21 protein-coding genes are annotated in these 24,890 nt (G+C 63.2%); 12 read left to right on the top strand and 9 right to left on the bottom strand.

Annotated features, from left to right (window positions below):
* The first annotated feature begins 35 nt into the window (after nucleotides 1–35).
* The 4 genes from L6D77_RS11635 (at nucleotide 36) to hcnC (ending at nucleotide 4,432) form a co-directional block, all read left to right on the top strand.
* Nucleotides 36–1,034 carry a DUF4917 family protein gene (locus L6D77_RS11635; RefSeq protein WP_060519736.1) on the top strand — a complete coding sequence of 333 codons (999 nt, stop codon included), beginning with the start codon at nucleotides 36–38 and terminating at the stop codon, nucleotides 1,032–1,034.
* Between the two features lie 439 nt (nucleotides 1,035–1,473).
* Entirely contained in the window at nucleotides 1,474–1,788 is a 315-nt protein-coding gene (gene hcnA, locus L6D77_RS11630) for a cyanide-forming glycine dehydrogenase subunit HcnA (RefSeq protein WP_125466121.1), read from the top strand.
* On the top strand, nucleotides 1,785–3,179 hold the full coding sequence (gene hcnB / locus L6D77_RS11625; protein WP_232883491.1) for a cyanide-forming glycine dehydrogenase subunit HcnB: 1,395 nt from the start codon (nucleotides 1,785–1,787) through the stop codon (nucleotides 3,177–3,179). The genes hcnA and hcnB overlap by 4 nt, the downstream gene beginning before the upstream one ends.
* Before the next feature lie 2 nt (nucleotides 3,180–3,181).
* Entirely contained in the window at nucleotides 3,182–4,432 is a 1,251-nt protein-coding gene (gene hcnC, locus L6D77_RS11620) for a cyanide-forming glycine dehydrogenase subunit HcnC (RefSeq protein ID WP_232883490.1), read from the top strand.
* Nucleotides 4,433–4,549: 117 nt separating this feature from the next.
* On the opposite strand, the gene lpdA is transcribed toward hcnC, so the two are convergent.
* Nucleotides 4,550–5,950 (bottom strand): dihydrolipoyl dehydrogenase, encoded by a 1,401-nt coding sequence (gene lpdA / locus L6D77_RS11615; protein ID WP_232883489.1) that lies wholly within the window; start codon nucleotides 5,948–5,950, stop codon nucleotides 4,550–4,552.
* A 213-nt stretch (nucleotides 5,951–6,163) separates the two neighbouring features.
* On the opposite strand from lpdA, the gene cfaB reads away from it, so the two are divergent.
* Nucleotides 6,164–7,348 (top strand): C17 cyclopropane fatty acid synthase CfaB, encoded by a 1,185-nt coding sequence (cfaB, locus tag L6D77_RS11610; protein WP_232883488.1) that lies wholly within the window; start codon nucleotides 6,164–6,166, stop codon nucleotides 7,346–7,348.
* Between the two features lie 39 nt (nucleotides 7,349–7,387).
* Here the strand turns inward: cfaB and cls are convergent, their stop codons facing one another.
* Nucleotides 7,388–8,827 carry a cardiolipin synthase gene (cls, locus tag L6D77_RS11605; RefSeq protein WP_232883487.1) on the bottom strand — a complete coding sequence of 480 codons (1,440 nt, stop codon included), beginning with the start codon at nucleotides 8,825–8,827 and terminating at the stop codon, nucleotides 7,388–7,390.
* Nucleotides 8,828–8,956: 129 nt separating this feature from the next.
* Here cls and L6D77_RS11600 point away from each other — a divergent pair, with 129 nt between their 5' ends.
* A complete protein-coding gene (locus L6D77_RS11600) occupies nucleotides 8,957–9,484 on the top strand; it encodes a DUF3617 domain-containing protein (RefSeq protein ID WP_232883486.1) in 528 nt (175 codons plus the stop codon).
* On the opposite strand, the gene folE2 is transcribed toward L6D77_RS11600, so the two are convergent.
* Together folE2 and L6D77_RS11590 are read right to left on the bottom strand one after the other, a co-directional pair.
* On the bottom strand, nucleotides 9,485–10,372 hold the full coding sequence (gene folE2 / locus L6D77_RS11595; RefSeq protein ID WP_232883485.1) for a GTP cyclohydrolase FolE2: 888 nt from the start codon (nucleotides 10,370–10,372) through the stop codon (nucleotides 9,485–9,487).
* 24 nt (nucleotides 10,373–10,396) lie between these two features.
* On the bottom strand, nucleotides 10,397–10,777 hold the full coding sequence (locus tag L6D77_RS11590) for a glutamine synthetase (RefSeq protein ID WP_232883484.1): 381 nt from the start codon (nucleotides 10,775–10,777) through the stop codon (nucleotides 10,397–10,399).
* Between the two features lie 114 nt (nucleotides 10,778–10,891).
* Between L6D77_RS11590 and zigA the strand changes: the two genes are divergently transcribed.
* Genes zigA through L6D77_RS11575 form a run of 3 tightly spaced genes read left to right on the top strand, consistent with a single transcriptional unit; the run spans nucleotide 10,892 to nucleotide 13,743 of the window.
* Complete coding sequence (gene zigA / locus L6D77_RS11585; RefSeq protein ID WP_232883483.1) at nucleotides 10,892–12,100, top strand: zinc metallochaperone GTPase ZigA; 1,209 nt, start codon at nucleotides 10,892–10,894, stop codon at nucleotides 12,098–12,100.
* The gene (locus L6D77_RS11580) at nucleotides 12,097–12,729 is read left to right on the top strand and encodes a DUF1826 domain-containing protein (RefSeq protein ID WP_232883482.1); all 633 of its coding nucleotides are present in this window, start codon (nucleotides 12,097–12,099) and stop codon (nucleotides 12,727–12,729) included. The genes zigA and L6D77_RS11580 overlap by 4 nt, the downstream gene beginning before the upstream one ends.
* Nucleotides 12,730–12,768: 39 nt before the next feature.
* Nucleotides 12,769–13,743, top strand: coding sequence for a CobW family GTP-binding protein (locus tag L6D77_RS11575; protein WP_232883481.1), 975 nt, complete (start codon nucleotides 12,769–12,771; stop codon nucleotides 13,741–13,743).
* Here the strand turns inward: L6D77_RS11575 and L6D77_RS11570 are convergent, their stop codons facing one another.
* Entirely contained in the window at nucleotides 13,744–14,136 is a 393-nt protein-coding gene (locus L6D77_RS11570) for a DUF3301 domain-containing protein (RefSeq protein WP_232883480.1), read from the bottom strand.
* A 119-nt stretch (nucleotides 14,137–14,255) separates the two neighbouring features.
* Here L6D77_RS11570 and pdxY point away from each other — a divergent pair, with 119 nt between their 5' ends.
* Nucleotides 14,256–15,128, top strand: coding sequence for a pyridoxal kinase PdxY (pdxY, locus tag L6D77_RS11565; protein WP_232883479.1), 873 nt, complete (start codon nucleotides 14,256–14,258; stop codon nucleotides 15,126–15,128).
* Nucleotides 15,129–15,272: 144 nt separating this feature from the next.
* On the opposite strand, the gene L6D77_RS11560 is transcribed toward pdxY, so the two are convergent.
* The gene (locus L6D77_RS11560) at nucleotides 15,273–15,758 is read right to left on the bottom strand and encodes an acyl-CoA thioesterase (RefSeq protein ID WP_232883478.1); all 486 of its coding nucleotides are present in this window, start codon (nucleotides 15,756–15,758) and stop codon (nucleotides 15,273–15,275) included.
* A 325-nt stretch (nucleotides 15,759–16,083) separates the two neighbouring features.
* On the opposite strand from L6D77_RS11560, the gene L6D77_RS11555 reads away from it, so the two are divergent.
* The gene (locus tag L6D77_RS11555) at nucleotides 16,084–17,844 is read left to right on the top strand and encodes a cation:proton antiporter (RefSeq protein WP_232883477.1); all 1,761 of its coding nucleotides are present in this window, start codon (nucleotides 16,084–16,086) and stop codon (nucleotides 17,842–17,844) included.
* 138 nt (nucleotides 17,845–17,982) lie between these two features.
* Here L6D77_RS11555 and L6D77_RS11550 read toward each other — a convergent pair whose 3' ends face one another.
* The 3 genes from L6D77_RS11550 to uvrD form a co-directional block, all read right to left on the bottom strand.
* Nucleotides 17,983–18,390, bottom strand: coding sequence for an SMI1/KNR4 family protein (locus L6D77_RS11550; protein ID WP_232883476.1), 408 nt, complete (start codon nucleotides 18,388–18,390; stop codon nucleotides 17,983–17,985).
* A 114-nt stretch (nucleotides 18,391–18,504) separates the two neighbouring features.
* Nucleotides 18,505–19,356: a Tim44 domain-containing protein gene (locus tag L6D77_RS11545; RefSeq protein WP_232883475.1), complete on the bottom strand. Its 852-nt coding sequence runs from the start codon at nucleotides 19,354–19,356 to the stop codon at nucleotides 18,505–18,507.
* Nucleotides 19,357–19,581: 225 nt separating this feature from the next.
* Complete coding sequence (gene uvrD, locus L6D77_RS11540; RefSeq protein WP_232883474.1) at nucleotides 19,582–21,765, bottom strand: DNA helicase II; 2,184 nt, start codon at nucleotides 21,763–21,765, stop codon at nucleotides 19,582–19,584.
* 255 nt (nucleotides 21,766–22,020) lie between these two features.
* Here uvrD and L6D77_RS11535 point away from each other — a divergent pair, with 255 nt between their 5' ends.
* Entirely contained in the window at nucleotides 22,021–24,882 is a 2,862-nt protein-coding gene (locus L6D77_RS11535; RefSeq protein ID WP_232883473.1) for a putative bifunctional diguanylate cyclase/phosphodiesterase, read from the top strand.
* Nucleotides 24,883–24,890 lie beyond the last annotated feature (8 nt).

Genomic DNA, 24,890 nt, shown 5'->3' with positions numbered 1-24,890 from the left:
TATGATCCTGCGATCACAACTCGAAGGTGGCCTCTATGCCATACCCCGTAAAGCCATGGGCAGAAATAGCTCAGCATTATCAGCGCGGTACCATCTTGTTGGGCAACGGCGCGAGTATCGCTGTGTCGCAGAGTTTTGCGTACCGCTCACTGCTAGAACATGTCAGGGAAAATGAGCTGCTCCAGAACGACGTGGCGCGTCTGTTCGAGTTTTTTGAGACAGAAGATTTTGAGCTAATTCTGCGGGTCGTCTGGCAAGCATCCAACGTCAACAAATCGTTGGAGATCCCAGATCAGCGTACCCACGAAGCCTACGTGCGCGTCCGGGATTGCCTGATCCAGGCAGTGCGGGATGTTCACCCTGAATATCACCAGATCACCGATCATCTGCCGAACATGTACCGGTATCTGAAGGAGTTCGACACGGTCTTGTCGCTAAACTATGACCTGCTGGTTTACTGGACGGTGGCCTATGGTCTCAACATCCCGGACGGCCATATGTTCAAAGACTGCTTCGTCGATGGCGGGGTATTCGATGACGACTGGCGTCGATTCCGGAAGCTGTACAAGGAGCGAGTGAATACGTTGGTGTTCTACCCCCATGGCAGCTTAGCTTTATGCCGCAACAACATAGAGGAAGAGTTCAAGATCCGCGCATTGGGCGGCGGCTTGCTGGAAGCCATTCTTCAGGAGTGGAAAAACGAGCGTGTGGTACCGCTGTTTGTCAGTGAAGGAACCATGCGTCAGAAGGTAGCTTCGATTCAAAATAGCTACTACCTGTCGACTGTCTATCGAGAGGTGCTTACGGCGCCCCGGAAGACACTGACACTGTTCGGTTGGGGCTTGGGGGAGCACGACAGGCATTTGCTCAAGCGAATGAAGGGGACGGGCATTGAGCGCGTAGCCGTCTCAGTCTTTCGGGGATATCAGCCTTATTGCAACATGGCTTACCAAATCATTCAGGATGACCTGGGGCCAGTTGACGTCGATTTCTTCGACAGTGAGAGCCCGGGCTGCTGGGTTCAACCCGAATAGCGGGCAGGACATCCACTCCTGAAATCTCAGAGGTGGCTGTAAGGCCCGTCATTACTGGGCTAGACAGTTTTTATTCTCTGGCGCATTTGTCCGAGTCAACGGTTTTGGGGGCTCGCGACAGTTTTGCGTTTACTCCGAATCGGGCTGAAGGCCACGGAAACTGGGCCTCTTTGCGACAGTTTTAATTCTCTAAATCCACTTTGCTGTTCAAAATCGCCCCTGGTTCGCCAGGGGCTTTTTCGTTTCAGAACGAACCGCAACGAAGTTGATGTATCCCGACTAGCTCAATTGCACGGCCTGACCGTTCTGTTTTGAGACGTCCATTGCACGCCTGTCGTTGCAGGCGCCCGCAGTCGCACCAAGCAGGCATGGATCAATGTTTTGCCGCGATGTTTGCCCTAACGTCCCTCGACCCACCAGTCATCAAGGACGACAGGAAATGCAGACGTTGCAACGAAAGCACGATATCCAGCCATTGGAAGGCGCTGAAATGACCCTGCTGGTCAATGGCCTGCCCGCTGTGGCCAGCGCGGGGGAGACCGTCCTCAGCGTGCTCAACGCCATCGGCCTGCGCCAGCTGGCGCGCAATGACCACGACCAGCTCAGCGGCGCCTTTTGCGGCATGGGTGTGTGCCATTGCTGCCTGGTGCAGATCGATGGCCGCCCCAAGCGCCGGGCATGCCAGACGGTGGTCAAGCCGGGCATGCAGATCGAAACTGAAGTGAACCGCATGCATGGGGAGGCCCGCTCATGAGCCTTCGCCCAGTGATCGTCGGTGCCGGCTCGGCTGGCATGGGCGCAGCGATCGAGCTGGCCGAGCATGGCGTCGACAGCCTGCTGTTCGATGAAGCGTCGCGCCCGGGCGGCGTGGTTTACCGCGGCCCGTTACGTGCCGGCATCGACCTCGGGTACCTCGGCCCGCGCTACACCAAGGCCCTGAACACCCTGCACGAGGATTTTGCCGCCAGCGCCAGCCATATCGACCTGCGCCTCAACCACCGCGTGGTGGGCGGCGATGACCAGCGCCTGATGGTGCTCGATGCTGACGAGCAGCTGCACGAGATCGACTATTCCCACCTGCTGCTGGCCGCCGGCTGCCATGAGCGCAATGTGCCGTTCCCCGGCTGGACCTTGCCGGGGGTGATCCTGCTGGGCGGGCTGCAACTGCAGATCAAGAGCGGCGTGGTCAAGCCGCTGGGCAGCACCTTGATCGCCGGCACCGGGCCGTTGCTGCCTTTGGTTGCGTGCCAGCTGCACGCCGCCGGGGCCAAGGTCAGCGGGGTCTATGAAGCCTGCGCGTTCAACCGCATCGCCAAGGAAAGCCTGGCGCTGATGAACAAGCCGCAGCTGTTCCTCGATGGCCTGAGCATGCTCGCCTACATGAAGCTCAACGGCATCCCCATGCACTACGGTTGGGGCGTGGTAGGCGCCACGGGCGAGGATGAGCTGCGCGAAGTCAGCGTTGCGCCCTACACCCAGGACTGGAAGCCGGACATGACCCGCGTCCAGCGCGAGACGGTGCAAACGCTGGCGGTGGGCTACGGCTTCATTCCACGCACCCAGCTCAGCCAGCAACTGGGCCTGGAACACGGTTTCAGCGAAGACGGCTACCTGCGCGCGGTGTGCAACGTGTGGCAGCAGAGCAGCCGCCCGAACACTCACCTGGCGGGTGACATGGCCGGTATCCGTGGCGGCGAGGCGGCGATGCTGACCGGGCGTATCGCGGCCGTGTCGATGCTCCTGCAAATGGGCAAGCTCGATGCCGAACAAGCCATCGAACGACGCGAGCTGTACCTGGGCAAGCTCGCCGCGATCAAACGCTTCCGCGCGGGCGTGGAACGTTACACCGCGCGCGGTGCGGCGCAGGTCGAACTGCCCCAGGCCGACACGGTGATCTGCCGTTGTGAACACGTCACCCGCGATCAGATCGACCTGGCGCTTGAACAGGGTGTGCAGGACATGGCCAGCCTGAAGATGCGCACCCGGGTGAGCATGGGCGACTGCCAGGGGCGCATGTGCGTCGGTTACTGCAGCGACCGCCTGCGCGGCGCCACCGGGCGCCAGGATGTCGGCTGGCTGCGCCCGCGCTTCCCGGTGGACCCGATCCCGTTTTCCGCATTCGCACACCTCGGCACGGAGGCCTGAACATGGCCAAGCATTACGACATCATCATCGCCGGCGGCGGCGTGATCGGCGCGTCCTGCGCCTACCAGCTGTCCAAGCGCAGCAACCTGAAAATCGCCCTGATCGACAGCAAGCGCCCGGGCAACGCCACGCGCGCATCGGCGGGTGGCCTGTGGGCCATCGGCGAATCGGTGGGGCTGGGCTGTGGGGTGATCTTCTTTCGCATGATGTCCTCGCGCAGCAAGCGCGAGGCCAATGGCGCGGCGGTGGTGGTCGACTCCAGCACCCCGCATATCCTGCCGCCGTGCTTCTTCGACTTCGCCCTGCAGTCCAACGCGATTTATCCACAGCTGCACCGCGAGCTGATCGAGCGCCACGGCATGGACTTCAAGTTCGAGCGCACCGGGCTCAAGTACATCATCCAGGATGACGAGGACCAGCTGTACGCCGAGCACATCGTCAAGCAGATCCCGCACCTGGCCGAGCAGGTGCGCTGGCTCGACCGCGATGCCTTGCGGGCCTCGGAGCCGGCGGTAACGCGGCAGGCCAATGGCGCGCTGGAGTTCCTCTGCGATCACCAGGTCAGCCCGTTCCGGCTGGGTGACGCTTTCCTGGAGGCGGCGCGGCAGAACGGTGTCGACCTGTACCCCAACGTGAATGTCACCGGGGTGCTGCATGAAGGCGCGCGGATCAAGGGCGTGCGCACCGCCGAGGCCGGCGAGTTCCACTGCCACACACTGATCAACGCCGCGGGTGCCTGGGCTGCCGAGCTGAGCGAGTGGGCGACGGGCCTGAGCATTCCGGTCAAGCCGGTAAAGGGCCAGATCGTGCTCACCGAGCGCCTGCCCAAGCTGCTGGACGGCTGCATCACCACCAGCGATTGCTACATGGCGCAGAAGGACAACGGCGAGATCCTGATCGGCAGCACCACTGAAGAGAAAGGCTTCGATGTCAGCAACACCTTCCCGGAGATCAGCGGGCTGGTGCAGGGGGCGATCCGTTGCGTGCCGGAGCTGGCGCAGGTGAACCTCAAGCGCACCTGGGCCGGGCTACGCCCGGGGTCGCCGGATGAGCTGCCGATCCTGGGGCCTGTGGATAATGTCGAGGGGTATTTCAATGCCTGTGGACACTTCCGCACCGGGATCCTGACGTCGGCGATTACCGGGGTGCTGCTGGACAAGGTTGTCCACAACGAGGCGTTGCCGCTGGATATCACACCGTTTCTGGCTTCGCGGTTCGAAGAGGGTGTGGATAAAAAAGTCGCGCACGGCTGAATGACGCCAGGGCTGCTGCGCAGCCTTCGCGGTACAAGGCCGCTCCTACAGGGAAAAGCGATCTCCTGTAGGAGCGGCCTGGTGCCGCGAAAAGGGCCGCGCAGCGGCCCCGGTAGATCAGATCTGCATCGCCATCCCATCCACATTCATCGCCGCCTGACGCAGGGCCTCGGAACGGGTCGGGTGCGGGTGGCAGGTAAGGGCGATGTCTTCGGCCGAGGCCGAGAACTCCATGGCCACGCAGAACTCGCCGATCATCTCGCTGACGCTCGGGCCGACCAGGTGCACACCCAGCACCTCGTCGGTGTTGGCGTCGGCCAGGACCTTGGCGAAGCCTTCGGTCTCATGGTTGATCTTGGCGCGGCTGTTGGCGGTGAAGGGGAACTTGCCGACCTTGTAGGCGCGGCCTTCGGCCTTGAGCTGTTCTTCGGTCTTGCCGACACTGGCCAGCTCCGGGCGGGTATAGATGACGCCGGGGATCAGGTTGTAATTGACCTCGTGCGGCTTGCCGTGGATGCGCTCGATGCAGGCCACGGCTTCGTCCTCGGCCTTGTGCGCCAGCATCGGGCCGGAAGTGACGTCGCCGATCACCCAGATACCCGGGACGGCACTGCGGTGGTGGTCGTTGACCAGCATGCCGCGCTTGTCGGTCTGCAGCCCCACGCTTTCCAGGTTCAGGCCCTGGGTAAAGGGGCGACGGCCGATGGCCACCAGCACGTAATCGGCCTGCAGGGTTTCGGCGGTGCCGCCAGCGGCCGGCTCCAGGGTCAGGCTGACGCCATCGGCCGAAGCGCTGGCCTGGGTGACCTTGCTGCCGAGCTTGAAGGCCATGCCTTGCTTGGCCAGGGCCTTCTGCAGGGTCTTGGCGGTTTCTTCGTCGGTGCCCGGGCAGATACGGTCCAGGTATTCGATCACCGTCACCTCGGCACCCAGGCGGCGCCACACCGAACCCAGCTCCAGGCCGATCACCCCGGCGCCTATGACGATCAGGTGCTTGGGTACCTGGGGCAGGGACAGGGCACCGGTGGAGTCGATGATGCGCTGGTTGTCGATGGTCACGCCCGGCAGCGGGGTCGGTTCGGAGCCGGTGGCGATGACGATGTCCTTGGCCTGCAAGGTGGTTTCGCTGCCGTCCTCGGCCTTGACGATGACCTTGCCGACGCCGTCCAGGCGGCCCCAGCCCTTGATCCAGTCGACCTTGTTCTTGCGGAACAGGTACTCGATGCCCTTGGTCAGGCCGGTCACGCTTTCGTCCTTCTGTTTCATCATCTGCGCAAGGTTCAGGCTCGGTTTGACCTCGATGCCCAGGTGCGCGAACTCGTCACCACTGGCCGCCTCGAACAGTTCGGAGGCGTGCAGCAGTGCCTTGGAGGGCATGCAACCGACGTTCAGGCAGGTGCCGCCGAGGGTCGAACGGCCTTCCACGCAGGCCACGCTCATGCCCAGCTGGCCAGCCCGGATCGCCGCGTTGTAGCCGCCCGGGCCGCCGCCGATGATCACCACGTCATAGGATTTCATGGGTTAGTTACTCCAAGGGTGAGGAAGCGAAGAGGGGCATAAGGTTAGTCTGAGTGCGATGGATTGTATACAATCCGCTGAGTTTGCCGTGCCAGAAAGTTCTAGACCATGGTCGCGCTTAACGGAAACTTCGCACAAATGAACTACCCTCAGGCGGTGGCGTCCGACTTGATAAGACGTGGCGTTCCGAATCCGTGATAGGGAGGGTCATGAATGCTTGCGCAACTTCCACCCGTTTTGCAGAGCCTGGACATACCGTTGCGCGTCAAGCTGTGGGACGGTAATCAGTTCGATCTGGGTCCTAGCCCGCAGGTCACCATCGTGGTCAAGGACCCTCAGCTGATCGCCCAGTTGACCCATCCCAACCTGGAAGCACTGGGTTCGGCCTTCGTCGAAGGCAAGCTGGAACTCGAAGGCGACATCGGTGAAGTGATCCGGGTGTGTGACGAGCTTAGCCAAACGCTGCTCAAGGACGAGGACGACGTGCTGCCGCAGCGTACCTCTCACGACAAGAACACCGACGCTGAAGCCATTTCCTACCACTACGACTTGTCCAATGCGTTCTACCAGCTGTGGCTGGACCCGGACATGGTCTATTCCTGTGCCTATTTCAAAGAACCGGACAACACCCTGGCCCAGGCCCAGCAGGACAAGTTCGATCACCTGTGCCGCAAGCTGCGGCTACAGGCCGGTGACTACTTGCTCGATGTGGGTTGCGGTTGGGGCGGGTTGGCGCGGTTTGCCGCCCGCGAGTATGGCGCCAGGGTGTACGGCATCACCCTGAGCAAAGAGCAGTTGAAACTGGGCCGGCAGCGGGTCAAGGAAGAGGGGCTGGCCGACAAGGTCGACCTGCACATCCTCGACTACCGTGACCTGCCCGAGGATGGCCGCTTCGACAAGGTGGTCAGCGTCGGCATGTTCGAGCACGTCGGCCACGCCAACCTCGAACTGTATTGCCGCAAGCTGTTCAGCGCGGTGCGCGAAGGCGGGCTGGTGATGAATCACGGCATCACCGCCAAGCATGTGGACGGGCGGCCGGTGGGCCGTGGCGCGGGCGCGTTCATCGACCGCTACGTATTCCCCCACGGCGAGCTGCCGCACATCTCCATGATCAGTGCGCGTATCTGCGAGGCAGGGCTTGAGGTGGTGGACGTGGAGAGCCTGCGCCTGCACTACGCCAAGACCCTCAACCACTGGAGCGAGAACCTCGAGAACCAGTTGCACCGCGCCGCCGCGCTGGTGCCGGAGAAGACCCTGCGGATCTGGCGCCTGTACCTGGCCGGCTGCGCCTACGCCTTCAGCAAGGGCTGGATGAACCTGCACCAGATCCTCGCCGTGAAGCCTTACGCCGATGGCCATCACGACCTGCCATGGACGCGTGAGGACATCTATCGCTGACGGGCTGCCCGGCGTGCCCCTGTGAGGCACGCCGGGGCGCTACAGGATCGGCGAAATCAAACGCGCGATGCGCATCCCCAGCTGCTGCAGGCGATGGGTGTCGCGGCTGTCCTCGGCGGTGATCTCCCTGGCCTGTTCGAAGTCGTTCACCAACATCTGTTCGACCTGGTCGGCGAAGGCGCGGTCCACGGTGAGCAGGGTGATCTCGAAGTTCAGGCGGAAGGAACGGTTATCCAGGTTGGCGCTGCCAATGGCCGTGACCTCATCATCCACCAGCACCACTTTCTGATGCAGGAACCCCGGTTGATAGCGGAACAACCGCACGCCTGCGCGCACCGCCTCGAAGGCGAACAGGCTGGAGGCGGCATAGACGATGCGATGGTCGGGGCGCGAGGGAATGAGGATGCGCACATCGACGCCGCGCAGCACGGCCAGGCGCAGGGCAGCGAAGATCGCTTCGTCAGGGATGAAGTACGGGCTGGTGATCCAGACCCGGCGGGTGGCCGAGTGGATAGCTTCGAGGAAGAACAGCGCGCAGGTTTCCTGGGGGTCGGCCGGGCCGCTGGCCAAGGCCTGGCACAGCACGCCGTCTTCGGGGTAGGTGTCGGGCAGGATCAGTGGCGGCAGCTGGCGCGTAGCCCAATACCAGTCCTCGGCGAACGACTCCTGCAGGCAGGCCAGCACCGGGCCGCTGATCTGCACATGGGTATCGCGCCACGGCGACAGGCGCGGGTGCGCGCCGAGGTACTCGTCGCCGACGTTATGCCCACCGAGAAAGCCCAGCAGACCATCCACCACGACGATCTTGCGGTGGTTGCGAAAGTTGACCTGGAAGCGGTTGAACAGGCCGCGGCGGGTGGCGAATGCTTGTATCTGCACGCCGCCGTCGCGTAGCACCTGGCTGTAGCTGGCCGGCAGCGCGTGGCTGCCAACCCGGTCGTACAGCACGAACACCCGCACGCCCTCGGCCGCCTTGCGCAGCAGCAACTGCTGGAGCTCTCGGCCGAGCCCGTCGTCGTGGATGATGAAGAACTGCACCAGTACGGTGTCACGGGCCTTGTCGATGGAGGCGAAGATCGCCTTGAAGGTGGCTTCGCCATCGATCAGCAGTTTCACTTCATTGTTGGCCAGGCACGGCATGCGCCCCAGCTTGGGCATGGCGCGCAGGGCCGCATAGCTGTCGGACTCGCGCGCGGTCAGGGCTTCCTCCACCCACGGCCGCCAGTTGAGATTGGCCATGGCCACGTGCATCTCCTGGTTGGCCTGACGGCGCGCATTGATGTAGGCATAGAACGAGCGGGCCCCGAAGATCAGGTAGGGGATGAGCGCAAAGTAGGGAATGAAGAACAGGGGCATGGCCCAGGCGATCGCACCTTGGGCGGTGCGTACCGTGAACACGGCGTGCAGCGCCGCGATCATGCCGAGCAGATGAATCAGGCCGAGCACGTAACCGAAGAAGTAGGGGCTGTGGTAATCCATACGCATCCTGCTTGCCGTGAGCACTGCCCTTAACAGACCACGTTCGTGGGGGTGGCTGCAACCTGCAAGGGAAAATGACGTCTAACGGCACAGTCCGGCCGGAGCCGGTAATTCGAGGAGCTTTCATCCATGAAGATTCGTCTGCCACTGCTCGCCCTGCTCGTGGGCCTGGGTAGCCCGTTGGTTCACGCGCAGATGCTGCAACCCGGCCTGTGGGAGCTGACCACCAGCAACATGCAGGTCGATGGCAAGCCGTTACCCGACATGCAGTTCATGCTCGGCCAGTTGAAGAATCTGCCGCCGGAGCAGCGGGCGATGATGGAAGGTGCCTTGGCCAAGCAAGGTATCAGCGTGGGTGGCAAGGGTGTGCGCTCGTGCCTGACCCCGGAGCAGGTCAAGACCAACGACATCCCGCTGCAAGACCCTCAGTCGGGCTGCACCCAGAAGATCACCGACCGCACCGGCAATGTCTGGAAGTTCCAGTTCAGTTGCCCGAAAGCCCAGGGGCAAGGCCAGGCCACCTTCCTGAGCGACAAGGAGTTCCTGACCAAGGTCAACGGTACGTTCAACGCATCGGGCGTGCAGCAGCAGGGCAGCATGGACACGCGGGCGGTATGGTTGGGCAATGACTGCGGCACTGTTAAGCCCCGCAGCTGATCACCACTTCCAGCGGCTGACAGCGACAGCGTCGTGGGCATGCAGGCTTTCTGCATGTTCCACGCGCACGCTGAACGCGCTCACCCACGGCAACTGGCGCAAGGCCAGGTGCAGGCGCCGCGCGGCGTCCTCGCAGAACATCAGGTTCTGCCCGTTGGCCAGGGCGAAGGCCTGTTCGTCGGCACGCTTCACGGCGGTTTGCACGGCTGTCCCCAAGGCTTGCTCGGCCTGGTCGATCAGTTCGGTCAATGGCCACGCCTCAGCGCCCGGCCGCACCTGCAGCTTGGCCATGCTCCGTTGGCTGTGAGGTGTGGCGACGATGCCACTGCTGCTGCCCAGCCATTGGCGCACGCTTTCCCGATCCAGCGTTTGGCTGGCGAAGTCCTGGTCGAACTGTGCCTGGATGAGCTGCCTGGCCAGTGCGGCCGAGCAGGGGCAAGTGGAGGAATAGGGAATATCGACGGATAGTTCCACGTGGAACATTTCATCTTTTAGCTGTGCATCGAGCCGCACCGGATAGCGTTTCCATCCGGCCAGCGGGCTGATCAGCGCTGGGCGTTTGAGCAGATGATCGAATTCCAGCCGCAGGTACGCGGTCCTGGAAAGGCCCTGGTGGCTGGAGAGAAACTGCTCGAGGGTCTGGCGAATCAGCGGTAGGCTCAAGGGGTGGTGTTCGAGCGTTTCCAGCGCCAGGTACAGGCGCGACATGTGAATACCCCGGGTAGCCCCTTCGTCCAGGCTGACGCCTGCGCTGGCGTGGGCGCTCAGGCTGCGACCTTCCACTTGCAGCGGCAGGGCGATACCGCACATGCCCACCCAGTCCAGCGGCAGGCTGTGTTGGCTGCTTTGCGTGGCGATGTCGGGCAGGGAGAGGCTGAGACTGGTCATAAGTGCTGTCCTAAAAAGTAGGGCTCAACGGCAACCACCGAGCAGGCTGCAGTGCAGGTCGAAGCGCTGGCCGCTGGAGCTCGAGACGCGATTGAGCGTGGTCCAGCCGATACGCCGGCTGTAACCGACCCAGGCTTCGCCATCGCTGGCCAGGCCAGTGAAGAAAGTGAGCGCGCCGTAGCGGCTGTTGGTTTGTGCCCACAGCCGTTTGCCCTGCACTTCATAACCGCGCAGGTAGAAGGTGCTGCCTGCGCTGCGCACGCTGTAGTAGTTGCCCTTGCTGTCCTGGCAGGCCAATAGCGTGGCGCTGCGGGTACACAGCGCCAGGTCGGTGCGGGGCATGGCCAGCAAAGAGGCCGGCAGGGCAATCAGCAGCAACAATGCGCTGGCGCGAGGCAATTTCATCAATGAGGCACTCCAGGCAACCCTTCGGTCGAGACGGCTTGGCGAAATTGTATTGTTATAATATAACATGGCGCAATGCATCGTTTCGAATGCGCCCGCCCGATGAGGTCCGTCATGCCCAACCGTCTTCCTGTCACCGTGCTGTCCGGCTTCCTCGGCGCCGGCAAGAGCACGCTGCTCAATCACGTTTTACGTAACCGCGATAACCTGCGGGTCGCCGTGATCGTCAACGACATGAGCGAAATCAACATCGACGCCAGCGAAGTACAGCGCAACGTCAGCCTCAATCGCGCGGAAGAAAAACTGGTGGAGATGAGCAACGGCTGCATCTGCTGCACCCTGCGCGAAGACCTGCTGGAAGAGGTTGCGCGCCTGGCGCGTGAGGGCCGCTTCGATTACCTGTTGATCGAGTCGACCGGGATCTCCGAGCCGCTGCCGGTGGCCGAGACCTTCACCTTCCGCGATGAACAGGGCCGCAGCCTGTCGGACATGGCGCGGCTGGACACCATGGTCACCGTGGTCGACGGGCTCAACTTCCTGCGCGATTACCAGGCTGCCGACAGCCTGGCCAGCCGCGGCGAGACCCTGGGTGAAGAGGATGAACGTTCGATCAGCGACCTGCTGATCGAGCAGGTCGAGTTCGCCGACGTGTTGCTGCTGAGCAAGATCGACCTGATCGGCCAGCACGAACGCGAAGAGTTGATCGCCATCCTGCGCAGCCTCAATGCCCGGGCGCAGATCGTGCCGATGGTCATGGGCCAGGTTGCCTTGTCGCGCATCCTCGATACAGGCCTGTTCGACTTCGATCAGGCGGCGCAAGCGCCGGGCTGGCTGCAGGAACTGCGCGGTGAACACGTGCCGGAAACCGAAGAGTACGGCATCGCCGCGACCACCTGGCAGGCCCGCCGGCCGTTTCACCCGCAGCGCTTCTTCGACTTTATCCACACGCCCTGGAGCAATGGACGGCTGCTGCGTTCAAAAGGGTTTTTCTGGCTGGCCAGCAAGTATCAGGAGGCCGGTAGCTGGTCACAGGCGGGCGGCATGATGCGCCACGGTTTGGCCGGGCGCTGGTGGCGCTTCGTCCCCAGTGAGCAATGGCCGCAAGATGAAGCGGATAAGGCGGCGATCCTCAAGCAATGGTCGGTGGACACTGGCGATTGCCGTCAGGAACTGGTGTTCATCGGGCAGAACATCGACTTCGCCCAGTTATCCACAGCGCTGGACGCTTGCCTGCTGAGTGAGGAAGAGATGGCGCTGGGGCCCATGGGCTGGTTGCGCCTGGCAGATCCGTTCGGCCCGTGGTTCGAGGAGGAGGCGGCATGATGCTGGCTTCCCGGGCTGTGGATATCTGCCAGGTCTTCGGGCCGTCACCCAAGGTGATGACGGACATGCTCAAGGATGGCGTGAATCTCGCCGTCTGGCAGCGCCAGCTGCCCGCCCAGGTCGAGGATTTCTGTGCCCTGGTGCTGAGCCTTGGCCAGTCACTGGCGGACGAGCGGGTGATCGATGTTGACGAGCAGCAGCCGCCACAGCTGCCGGGGCTGCTCAGGGAAACGGCCGACCTGCATGGCTACGAAGGTTTCGTTGCCGATGTGGCGTGGCTGGTGGCGGCCTACACCTGCCTGCTGGGTGCACGGCGCATCGGCTTGCGCATTCGGGTGCTGGATGGCGCGATGTGCCCGCGTTTCCATGTGGATAACGTGCCGGTGCGCCTGCTCACCACCTATGCCGGTAGCGGCAGCCAATGGCTGGAGGAGGGCGCGATAGACCGTTCAAGGTTGCAACGCGATCAGCCTGCTGTGGATAACATCCGCCAGCTGGCAGCGGGGGACGTGGCGCTGCTCAAGGGCGAGAAGTGGCTGGGCAATGAAGGTGCAGGCCTTGTCCACCGTTCGCCGCTGACGGCGCCCGGCGAGCGACGCCTGCTGCTCAGCCTTGACTGGCTGGCCTGACGGGGCATAGTGGGCCACCCCCTAGCCCGATACCTACCAATGTTGCAGAACATTCCCACCCATGTAATCGCAGGTCCTTTGGGCGCCGGCAAGACCAGCCTGATTCGCCAGCTGCTGGCGCAGCGCCCGGCCAACGAGCGCTGGGCGGTGCTGGTCAACGAGTTCGGGCAGATCGGCCTGGACGCGGCACTGCTGGCGCGGGATGACGATGGCATTGCCATCGGTGAAGTGGCGGGGGGCTGCCTGTGCTGCGTCAATGGCATGCCGTTCCAGGTTGGCCTGGGCCGCTTGCTGCGCAAGGCGCGCCCGGACCGGCTGTTCATCGAGCCCTCTGGGTTGGGCCATCCGCGGCAATTGCTGCAGCAGCTGGGGCAGGCGCCGTGGCAGGGTGTACTGGCCGTGCAACCGTTGCTGATGGTGCTGGATGCCCAGGCGCTGGCCAAGGATGAACCGCTGCCTGACGCGCAGCAGGCGGCTTTATCGGCAACCGCGCTATTGGTTTTCAACAAGTCGGCATCTGTGGATGAAGCCAAGCGCTTGTTGATAACTGCCCGATTCCCCGGTGTGCCGGGGGTCTGGACGGATCATGGAGCGTTGCCGTTGAACCGCCTGCCTGGTTTGTCCACAGTCGGCGACGTCGATGCAGCCCTGCGACAACTGGCTGTGGACAACCCCGCTACGGCGCTGTCAGCGCTGTGGACAGATCCTTCCCAGCCGATCTGCCAGGCCCATGAGGGTGAAGGGGGTTGGAGTGTGGGCTGGCGCTGGCACCCCAGTCAGCGTTTCGATCCTGCGCAGTTGAAGGCCTTTCTGCATGCCTGGCCATGGCATCGGGCCAAGGGGGTTATCCACAGCCCGCAGGGCTGGGAGTCATTCAACGGCCTTGAAGGTCATGAACCTGAGTGGCTGCCAAGCGAGTGGCGCAGGGATTCACGCCTGGAGTTGATCTTCGCCGAGGCCCAGCCCCTGGCCGAGTTGCAAGCCGCGCTGGCGGCGTGCCGACTGGGTGGCTGATCAGTTGCGCCAGCGGTTGTGCTCCTGGCGCCACTGCTGCATCTCGATGACGTTGTCGGTGCGCGGTGGGGTCTTGATCTCGAAGGGGTAGGGCGCCAGCTCGATCTGCACACTGTGCGCGCCGAACTGGGTGACGGTGCCCGGGTGGCGTTGCTCGCCGGTGACGGTGAACTCGAAGTTGTAGATGCGTGCCAGGCGCTTGCGGCCATTGGCGTCACGCACGAAGGCGATGCGTTTGAGCGCCACGGCGTCGTCCAGCAGCTCCAGGTCGAGCTTTTCGCAATGCTGCTTTACCCGGGCCAGGGCTTTTTCGCGCAGCCCGTGGTTGTGCCACAGCCAGGCGCCGGCGGTCGCCACCAGCATCAGGACAAAGACGTTTTCGAGGGTCAGCATTTGCGTAAGCTCCAGACAGGTCAAGCCAGCTTAAAGCGCCGCTGGCCTGTCGTACAGATGGCATTCGGGTTCATACTGCGGGCCGCACATTTGTTCACACAGTTTCGGAAAAGTCCTGCATGAAACGTACACCGCATCTGCTCGCCATTCAGTCCCACGTGGTCTTTGGACATGCCGGCAACAGCGCCGCGGTGTTTCCGATGCAACGGGTCGGGGTCAACGTCTGGCCACTCAACACCGTGCAGTTCTCCAACCACACTCAGTATGGACAGTGGTCGGGGGAAGTGCTTGCTCCAGCGCAAATTCCTGCGTTGGTGGAAGGCATTTCCAACATCGGCGAACTGGGCCATTGCGATGCGGTGCTGTCGGGGTACCTGGGCAGTGCCGAGCAAGGGCGGGCAATCCTGGCCGGAGTCGCGCGGATCAAGGCGGTCAACCCCAAGGCGCTGTACCTGTGCGACCCAGTCATGGGCCACGCCGAGAAGGGCTGCATTGTGCCCGCCGAGGTGAGTGAGTTCCTGCTCGAGCAGGCTGTTGCCCAAGCCGACATCCTCTGCCCCAACCAGCTGGAGCTGGACAGCTTCTGTGGGCGCAAGGCGCAGTCCCTTGAAGACTGCGTGGGCATGGCCCGCGGGCTGCTGGAGCGTGGGCCGCAGGTGGTGCTGGTCAAGCACCTGAGTTACCCGGGGCGTGCGGAGGATGCATTCGAGATGCTGTTGGTGACGGCCAAGGAAAGCTGGCACCTGCGTCGCCCGCTGCTGGCCTTCCCGCGCCAGCCGGTGGGGGTAGGCGACCTCACTTCAGGGCTGTTCCTGGCCCGGGTGCTGCTCGGCGACAGCTGGGTGCAGGCGTTCGAGTTCGCCGCGGCCGCGGTGCATGAGGTGCTGCTGGAAACCCAGGCCTGCGCCAGCTACGAACTGCAACTGGTGCGGGCCCAGGACCGCATTGCCCATCCGCGCGTGCGCTTCGAGGCGCAGCGGATCGCAGTCTGATTTTTCCTCGGGCCCTATAGGGTTCGTGCGAACCCTGTGGGAGCGGCCGTAGCCGCGAACACCGGCGAAGCCGGTGCCATCCACCGCATAGCTTGCTTCGCGGCTCAAGCCGCTCCCGCAGGGTACGAGGCGCTACCTCGGCCCCTAGATCGAATCGGTCTTCAGGTCCTGATAGCGCTGTTCCAGCTCCTGGCGGATCTGGCGGCGCTGCTGGCCCTGCAGGAAGCGGCGCTTCTCTTCGCTGTTCAGCGGCTGGCGCGGCGGCACCTTCACCGGGCGGCGATCATCGTCCACCGCGACCATGGTGAAGAAGCAGCTGTTGGAATGGCGTACCGAACGCTCACGGATGTTCTCGGTGACCACCTTGATGCCCACTTCCATCGAGGTGTTGCCGGTGTAGTTGACCGACGCCAGGAAGGTCACCAGTTCACCCACGTGCACCGGCTCGCGGAAAATCACCTGGTCCACCGACAAGGTGACCACGTAGGTGCCGGCATAACGGCTGGCGCAGGCGTAGGCGACTTCGTCGAGGTACTTGAGCAGGGTGCCGCCGTGTACGTTGCCAGAGAAGTTGGCCATGTCCGGTGTCATCAGGACGGTCATAGTCAACTGGGCGTTTCCAGGTTCCATAGTGAGCTCACGGTGAAGTTGCGCTGAAGCGGGGCTGGTATCTGCTGACACTTCTGTTCCCCTCATAGAGGTTTCCCATCCTGGTACGGGACGTCGGCTGACGCTCCATCGTCACGCCGATCTTGCCATCAGAGGCGCCGGTTCGGCCGATCTGTTTCTGCATATTGCATCGGCATTTTGCGGCAAGGTGCGATGTTAACCTGACGGGGCCCATGCAACGTGGGCTTTTCCGCTAATTACAACAGTATGTGCCTGCTTTCTGCGTCAGACGTTTCCGACGGAGGAGTGGTCCGCCACGTGCATCGACACAAGGAGTACTCGCGCCATGCATGCCATCAGCTTCATCCAGGATCTGGCGGTGATCATGCTGGTCGCCGGGGTGGTCACCATCCTCTTCCATCGTCTGAAGCAGCCCGTCGTACTGGGCTACATCGTCGCCGGCTTCATCATCGGCCCGCACACCCCACCCTTCGGCCTGATCCACGACGAAGACACCATCAAGACCCTCGCCGAACTGGGGGTGATCTTCCTGATGTTCTGCCTGGGCCTGGAGTTCAGCCTGCGCAAGCTGTTCAAGGTCGGGGCCACGGCATTCATTGCCGCGTTCCTGGAAATCGTGCTGATGATCTGGATCGGCTTCGAGATCGGCCGCTGGTTCGGCTGGAACACCATGGACTCGCTGTTCCTCGGGGCGATCCTGGCCATTTCCTCGACCACCATCATCGTCAAGGCGCTCAACGACCTGAAGATGAAGAACGAGCGCTTCGCCCAGTTGATCTTCGGTGTGCTGATCGTCGAGGACATCCTCGGCATCGGCATCATCGCCTTGCTGTCGGGCATTGCCGTCAGTGGCACGGTCAGCTCCGGGGAAGTGTTCTCGACGGTGGGCAAGCTGTCGCTGTTCATGATCGTCGCGCTGGTCATCGGCATCCTGCTGGTGCCGCGGCTGCTGGCCTATGTGGCGAAATTCGAAAGCAACGAAATGCTGCTGATTACCGTGCTGGGGCTGTGCTTCGGTTTCTGCCTGTTGGTGGTCAAGCTTGAGTACAGCATGGTGCTGGGGGCCTTCCTGATCGGCGCGATCATGGCCGAATCGCGCCAGCTGCTGAAGATCGAGCGGCTGATCGAGCCGGTACGCGACCTGTTCAGCGCCATTTTCTTCGTTGCCATCGGCCTGATGATCGACCCCTCGATTCTGCTCGAGTATGCCTGGCCCATCGTGGTGATCACCCTGGCAGTGGTGCTGGGCAAGATGCTCTCCTGCGGCATGGGCGCATTCATCGCCGGCAATGACGGGCGCACCTCGCTGCGGGTGGGCATGGGCCTTTCGCAGATCGGTGAGTTCTCGTTCATCATCGCTGCGCTGGGCATGACCCTGCAGGTCACCAGCGACTTCCTGTACCCGGTCGCGGTGGCGGTGTCGGCCATCACGACGCTGCTCACGCCCTACCTGATCCGTGCGGCCGACCCGCTGTCGATCAAGCTGGGCAAGGTGATGCCGAGCCGCCTGTCGCGGGTGCTGTCGCTGTATGGCGAGTGGTTGCGCAGCATCCAACCCCAGGGCGAGGGCGCGATGCTGGCGGCGATGATCCGGCGCATCCTGCTGCAGGTGGGGGTCAACCTGGCGCTGGTGATCGCGATCTTCTTCAGTGGCGGATACTTCGCCGGCCGCATCGGCGAATGGCTCAACGAATGGGTGACTGACGTCAGCCAGCAGAAGGCGTTGATCTGGGGCGCGGCGCTGCTGCTGTCGTTGCCGTTCCTGATTGCGGCGTACCGCAAGCTCAAGGCGCTGTCGATGTTGCTGGCGGAGATGGGGGTCAAGCCGGAGATGGCCGGGCGGCACACGCAACGTGTGCGCAGGGTGGTCGCCGAGGTGATTCCGCTGCTGTCGCTGCTGGTGATCTTCCTGCTGCTGTCGGCACTGTCGGCAAGCATTCTGCCAACCAGCGAGCTGCTGTTGATCATTGCGGTGGTGGCGGCGGGGGTCGTGGCGTTGCTGTGGCGCTGGTTCATCCGCGTGCATACGCGGATGCAGATCGCTTTGCTGGAGACGCTGGAGAACAGCCGCGATCATACGCACTAGGGGGAAACGCTCTCTGCGCGAGATCTCATCGTCGTCCGAGGGGATGGAGCGGTAGCAATGTCGCCAGGCGCAGAAAGCCTGGCGATTTTACGGGTATTCAATGGCCATGAGCCATTACTTTATGCGGGTATTTCTCATTCAGCTTTCCAGCCAGACATCCCGTGCCCAGTGCCAAACGGATTCCCAGCTCTCTTCGGTGACGATTTCTTCTTCGGCGGACCACAGCACCACAGTGCCGTCTTCCTCGACGCAGTAGTAGTCGTCGCCGTCCTGGCACAGTGGGATCAGGTCACGCGGTACGCCGGCGTCCCAGGCATTGGAGGCAACGTCCGGCAGGTAGGTGTGGGATTGCGGGTCGGTGACGGTCACAGGTTCAAGCGATCCGTACACGACATCGCTGACGGTCAGCAGGAACTCCTTGAACACGAACGGAATGTTGATGAACAGCTGTTCTTCGACCTCGACCAACTGATCTTCGTCGGGCAGCTCCAGCGGCACCGGTACCGGCTCGTTGGCTTCACGCAGTTGTTCGATCACTTCTTCCACGGTTCACATCCTCTGACCTTTATGACAACGCTGCGCGTTATACCCTAGTAGTCGACTCTGGCAAAAGCAAAAACCCCGGGACAGGCCCGGGGTTTTTTGTGCAACGTGCGCGGGTTAACCGTTTTGGCGGATACCGGCGAGCATCCAAGGCTGGTTTTCGCCCTGGGCGCGTTCCATGTGCCAGCTTTCGTTGAAGGCTTCGCCCTGATCAAAGCGCGAGGTCTTCGACACGCCACGGAAGGTCAGGGTGGCGATGGTCTTGTCGGCACGGTCGTCGACGCCTTCCAGCTGCACATCGAGGTCGTCGATGTAGGTGGACTGGAAGCCTTCACCCTGCTCAGCGCGCTCACGCTTGAGGAACTCGAGCATTTGCGGGGTGACGAACTCGGCGATCTTGTCCATCTCGTTGGCGTCCCAGTGCTGCTGCAGCGACTGGAAGTGCGAACGGGCGGCGGCCAGGAAGCTGGCTTCGTTGAACCAGGCCGGGGCGTTGATGGTCGGGGCGGCGGCGACCGGCGCGGCGGAACCACCGAAGATCGACTGCGGGGCGGCCTGCGGCTGGGCTTCGCGCTGGTACGGGGCATGGCCGGCAGCGGCGTGTTGCGGCTGCTGCTGGCGACGACGCGCGGCGATAAAGCGGAACACCAGGAAGGCGATCAGGCCCATGATCAGGAAGTCCATGATCTGCATACCCTGGAAACCGTCGCCCATGAACATGGAGGCCAGCAGGCCACCGGCGGCGAGGCCGGCCAGTGGGCCCAGCCAGCGCGAAGCGCCACTGGCGGCGGCCGGCGCACGGCCTGGAGCGGTCGGTGCGGCGGCAGGGGTAGTCGGTGCGGCCTGGCGGGTCTGGTGCATAGGCGCTGCGCCGGAGCTCTTGCCACCACCGAAACGCTTGGCGTTGGCGTCGAGGCTCAGCGTCAAGCCGACGCAGAGCGCCAGAGCGATGCTAAGAAAACGTTGCATAAGTTGGGGGTTCCCATTTTGTGGATTGCACGCGCGTCATGGTGCACATGATCCTGTGGACATGGCTAGCGACAAGATGTTTCGAGCTTTTGCCTGACAGAATGATGAATGGCGTCCTGTAGGAGCGGCTTCAGCCGCGAACACCGGCAAGGCCGGTGCCATTCACCGCGTCGCCTGCTTCGCGGCTGAAGCCGCTCCCACAAGGTTGCGCGGCAACAAGGATTGTCAGATCGCCTCGAGCTTCGCATACCCCAGCATCAGCCACTTGCTGCCTTCGGCGAAGTTCACCTGCACCCGTGCCTGCGCGCCGGAACCTTCGAAGTTGAGGATCACGCCCTCGCCGAACACCGCGTGCTGCACCCGCTGGCCGAGATTGAAGGCGGTCTGGGGAATGTTGGCGTTGGCGAACAGGTTGCTGGCCGGTGCCTTGGCACCGCCGAACGGGCGGCTGACGGAGTTTGACAGACGTACTTCCTGCACCAGGCCAGCCGGAATTTCACGCACGAAACGCGACACCTTGTTGTAGGTTTCGCTGCCGTACAGGCGACGGGTTTCGGCGTAGGTCATGATCAGCTGGCGCATGGCCCGGGTGATGCCGACATAGGCCAGGCGGCGCTCTTCTTCCAGGCGCCCAGGTTCTTCCAGGCTCATCTTGTGCGGGAACAACCCTTCTTCCATGCCCACCAGGAACACGTAGGGGAATTCCAGGCCCTTGGCGCTGTGCAGGGTCATCAGCTGGATGCTGTCTTCGTGCTCTTCGGCCTGGGTGTCGCCGGCCTCGAGCGAAGCGTGGCCGAGGAACGCCGACAACGGCGTCAGGTCGGCATCTTCGTCGCTGGTCTCGAAGTTGCGCGCGGCGCTGACCAGTTCTTCAAGGTTTTCTACCCGTGCCTGGCCTTTTTCGCCCTTTTCTTCCTGGTGGTAGATGATCAGCCCGGACTGCTCGATGACGGTCTGGGTCATCAGGTGCAGCGGCATGTCCAGCACCTTGGCGGCGAGGTTCTCGATCAGCTCGATGAACGCACCCAGGGCGCTGGCAGCGCGGCCTTTGAGCGCCTTGGCGGCGAGCAGTTGGCACATCGCCTCCCACATCGACACCTGGCTGTGGCGGGCGTGATCACGGATGGCCTCGACGGTTTTCTCACCGATGCCGCGCGGCGGCACGTTGATCACCCGTTCCAGGGCGGCGTCGTTGCCACGGCCCTCGAGCAGGCGCAGGTAAGCCATGGCGTTCTTGATCTCGGCACGTTCGAAGAAGCGCTGGCCGCCATAGATGCGGTACGGAATGCGTTCGCGCAACAGGGCCTCTTCCAATACCCGCGACTGGGCGTTGGAGCGGTACAGGATGGCGATTTCGTTGCGTGCATTGCCCTGCTTGATCAGGCTTTCGATGGTCTCGACCACGTAGCGTGCTTCGTCGTGCTCGTTGTACGCGGCATAGAGGGTGATCGGCTCGCCCTCGCCCATGTCGGTCCACAGCTCTTTGCCCAGGCGCCCGCTGTTGTTGGCGATCAAGGCGTTGGCGGCCTTGAGGATGCCACCGGTGGAGCGGTAGTTCTGCTCCAGGCGGATCATCTCGGCGTCAGGGAAGTCGCTGGTGTACTGGTGGATGTTCTCGATTTTCGCGCCGCGCCAGCCATAGATCGACTGGTCGTCGTCGCCCACCGCCATCAGGCTGTCGCCACCGGCGCCGAGCAGGCGCAACCAGGCGTACTGCACGGCGTTGGTGTCCTGGAACTCGTCCACCAGGATGTGTCGGAAGCGGCGCTGGTAGTGCTCGAGCAGGCCGGGCTGGTCACGCCACAGGTCGAGGGCGCGCAGCAGCAGCTCGGCGAAGTCGATGACCCCGGCGCGCTCGCAGGCCTGCTCGTAAGCGCTGTAGATGTCGCGCATGGTGGTCAGGTAGAGGTCGCCGCCAGCCTGGATGTGGCGTGGGCGCAAGCCCTCGTCCTTCTGGCCGTTGATGAACCACTGGACCTGGCGCGCCGGCCACTTCTGCTCGTCGAAACCGAGCTCGCGGATCACCCGCTTGATCAGGCGCTGCTGGTCGTCGCTGTCGAGAATCTGGAAGTTCTGCACCAGCCCCGCTTCCTGCCAGTGCGCCCGCAACAGGCGGTGGGCCAGGCCGTGGAAGGTGCCGACCCACATGCCGGCCGGGTTGATGCCCAGCAGTTGCTCGATCCGCTGGCGCATTTCTGCCGCCGCCTTGTTGGTGAAGGTCACCGACAGGATCGAATGTGAGGAGGCCCCTACGACCTGGATCAGCCAGGCGATACGGTGCACCAGCACGCGGGTCTTGCCCGAGCCGGCGCCGGCCAATACCAATTGCCGCCCGACCTGGGCTGCTACGGCCTGGCGTTGAGCGTCGTTGAGGGAGTTCAGCAGGAGGGAGAGGTCATCATTGCGCATCCGGCCATTCTAGGGCCGGGCAGGGGGCATGGGCAAACGCCACCGACGCCAATCGTCAGGCGGGCGATTTGCCGTTCATCGGCATGGCTCGCCAGCCAGCGTGGTTGAGCGGTCGCATTTGGACGGGCGGGACAATTTCAAAATCATGACCCAGAGCAGTTTGGTCCGGCGCGGTGCTTGTGTATTCTCCCTGCACATTTGTGGTCTGCCATAACAAAAACACAACAAGACATCAGCACTATGACCCAGGATTGCATGGCGATCGGAGCATCGCCAGAGACGACACGGAGCGTTCGCAGGCAATTCGCCACTCAGCTGTCTATCGAGCGTACCCGCCTGCTGTACCAGGGCTCCCTGTTGCCCACGCTGTTCATGTTGCTGACCGGCACGCTCTGCGCCTGGCTGTTGTGGAGCCCTGCGCGCTATCTGCTGGTGAGCGTGTGGCTGGCCTGGCTGCTGGCCTTGGTTGCCCTGCGGGTGATCCAGGTGGCGGCGTTCGAGGCAGCGACCCCTTCGCGCCAGGCCAGGCCAACCTGGCGACGCATGTTCCTCGCCGGGTCCGCCTTCAGCGGGCTGACGCTGGCCAGTGCGGCCATTGCCCTGGTGCCTGTGGACAACTTCGAGCAACAGGCCTGGGTGTTCGGCCTGCTGGGCACGGCTGCGTTATCGGCCAGCGTTGCCTATGCCGTCAGCCTGCCGGCCTTTCTGAGCTTCGCCTTGCCCTGCCTGCTGCCGCCGACCCTTTTCCTGTTCGTCTATGACGCCGGCCACCAGCGTGGCTGGGGCTGGCTGGGGCTGATCCTGCTGGGCGCGCTGATGGTGGTGGCCTGGCAGGTCAACCGGCTGATCGAGCGTGGCCTGCTGCGGCGCTTCCAGAACCAGGCATTGATCGAGCACCTGCAGAGCGCCCAGCGCCACGCCGAAGACCTCAATCATCAGCTCAGCGCCGAAGTTCGCCAACGCCGCCAAGCCGAGGACGAGTTGCGTCTGGCCCATGGCGGCCTTGAGCAGCGCGTGGCCCAGCGCAGCCACGAGCTGGACCTGGCCAACCAGGCGCTGAGCAAGAGTGAGCAACGCCTGGCCCTGGCCTTGCAGGCCAGCGAGTTGGGCTTGTGGGACTGGAACCTGGCAAGCGACGAGGTCCATCACACCCAGTTGCACGCCCTGTTCGGCCTCGATGCCGAACAGGTCCGCTCGGTCCGCGCTGACCTCAAGCCCCGGTTGCACCCCGATGACCTGCCGGTGCTGCGGCGCACTTTGGTCGAACATCTCAAGGGGCGCACCGAGGATTACCGGGTCGAGTACCGGGTACGCCACGTGCACGGCCACTGGTGCTGGATCGAGGACCGCGGCCGGGCGGTCGAGCGCGATGTCGATGGCAAGGTCGTGCGCATGCTCGGCACCCGTCGCGACATCTCTGCGCACAAGGAGCAGGAAGAACAGCAGCGCCTGGCAGCCACGGTATTCGAGGCCGCCAGCGAAGGCATCGCCATCCTCGACGCAAGCTTCCAGTTGCTGGCGGTCAATCAGGCGTTCTGCGACGTGACCGGCTATGGCCGCGCCGAGCTGATCGCCCGCAACGCCCTGGAGTTGCCCTGCAGCCGCGATGCGCGGCGGCACAGCCAGGCCATCGACCAGGCGTTGGAGCAACAGGGGCGCTGGCAGGGCGAGCTGGTGGAGGCGCGCAAGAACGGCGAGCTCTACCCGCAATGGCTGCAGCTCAACAGCGTGCGGGATGCGCGCGGCCGCATCGCCAACATCGTCGGCTTCTATACCGATCTGTCGGCCCGCCGCGAGTCGGAGGAGCGCCTGCGCTACCTGGCCCACTACGACGACCTCACCGGGTTGGCCAACCGTGCGCTGTTCCGCCTGCGCCTGCACGAGGCCGCGCAGCGCATGCGCCTGAACGGGCGCAGCCTGGCGTTGCTGCACGTCGACCTGGACCGCTTCAAGCTGCTCAATGAGAGCCTCGGCCATGAGCTGGCCGACCAGTTGCTCAAGAAGATGGCCCAGCGCATCGCCAACGCAGTACCCGAGGCCGATACGGTGGCGCGCCTGTCGGGTGACGAGTTCGCCATCCTGTTCGACGGCTACACCAACCTTTCCAGCATGGTGCGGGTCACCACGCGGCTGCTCGACAAGCTGCGGGTGCCGCAGCGTTTGGGTCCTCATGAAGTGGTGATCAGTGCGTCGGTGGGCATCAGCGTACTGTCGGATGCCACCTTCGACCTCAATGCGCTGGTCAGCCAGGCCGACATGGCCAAGCAGCACGCCAAGCACCTGGGCGGCGACAATTTCCAGTTCTATACCGAAAGCCTGCGCGCCAGCACCCTGGAGCGCCTGCAACTGGAGAACCAGTTGCGCAAAGCCATCGACGAAGGGCAGTTGCGGGTCCACTACCAGCCCAAGCTGTGCCTGCGCACCGGGCAGATTCATGCCGCCGAGGCGTTGGTGCGTTGGCAGCACCCGGAATGGGGCATGGTGCCGCCGGGCGAATTCATTGGCCTGGCCGAGGAAACCGGGCTGATCGCACCGATGGGCGAGTTCGTCCTGCGCCAGGCTTGCTGGCAGGCGTGCGAGTGGCTGCGTCAGGGCGTGGAAGTGCGGGTTTCGGTGAATTTGTCGGTGTACCAGTTGCGCCAGGGCAAGCTGGTCAGCCTGGTGCGTCAGGTTCTGCAGGAGTCGGGGCTGGCGCCACATCTGCTGGAGCTGGAACTGACCGAAAGCCAGTTGATCGACAGCGTCGAGCACATCATCGCCACCTTCGAGCAGCTGCATCAACTGGGGGTAAAACTGGCGATCGACGACTTCGGCACTGGCTATTCATCGCTCAGCTACCTGAAGCGCTTTCCGGTGGACTACGTGAAGATCGACCAGGCGTTCATCCGTGGTCTTCTCGAAGGCAGCCAGGACGCAGCAATTACCCGCGCGATCATCGCCATGGCCAAGAGTCTGCAATTGAAGGTGGTGGCCGAAGGCGTGGAAACCCTGGAGCAACTGGCATTCCTGCGTGAGCATGGCTGCGATGAAGTCCAGGGTTACCTTATCAGCAGGCCATTGGACGCTGGGGCGTTCGAGGCCTTGTTACAGCAACCACGCACTCAATGGAAAGCCTGAGTGGTGGT

Source organism: Pseudomonas parasichuanensis, assembly GCF_021601385.1.
Classification (GTDB): domain Bacteria; phylum Pseudomonadota; class Gammaproteobacteria; order Pseudomonadales; family Pseudomonadaceae; genus Aquipseudomonas; species Aquipseudomonas parasichuanensis.
This window is presented reverse-complemented; position numbering and strand designations above follow the sequence as displayed.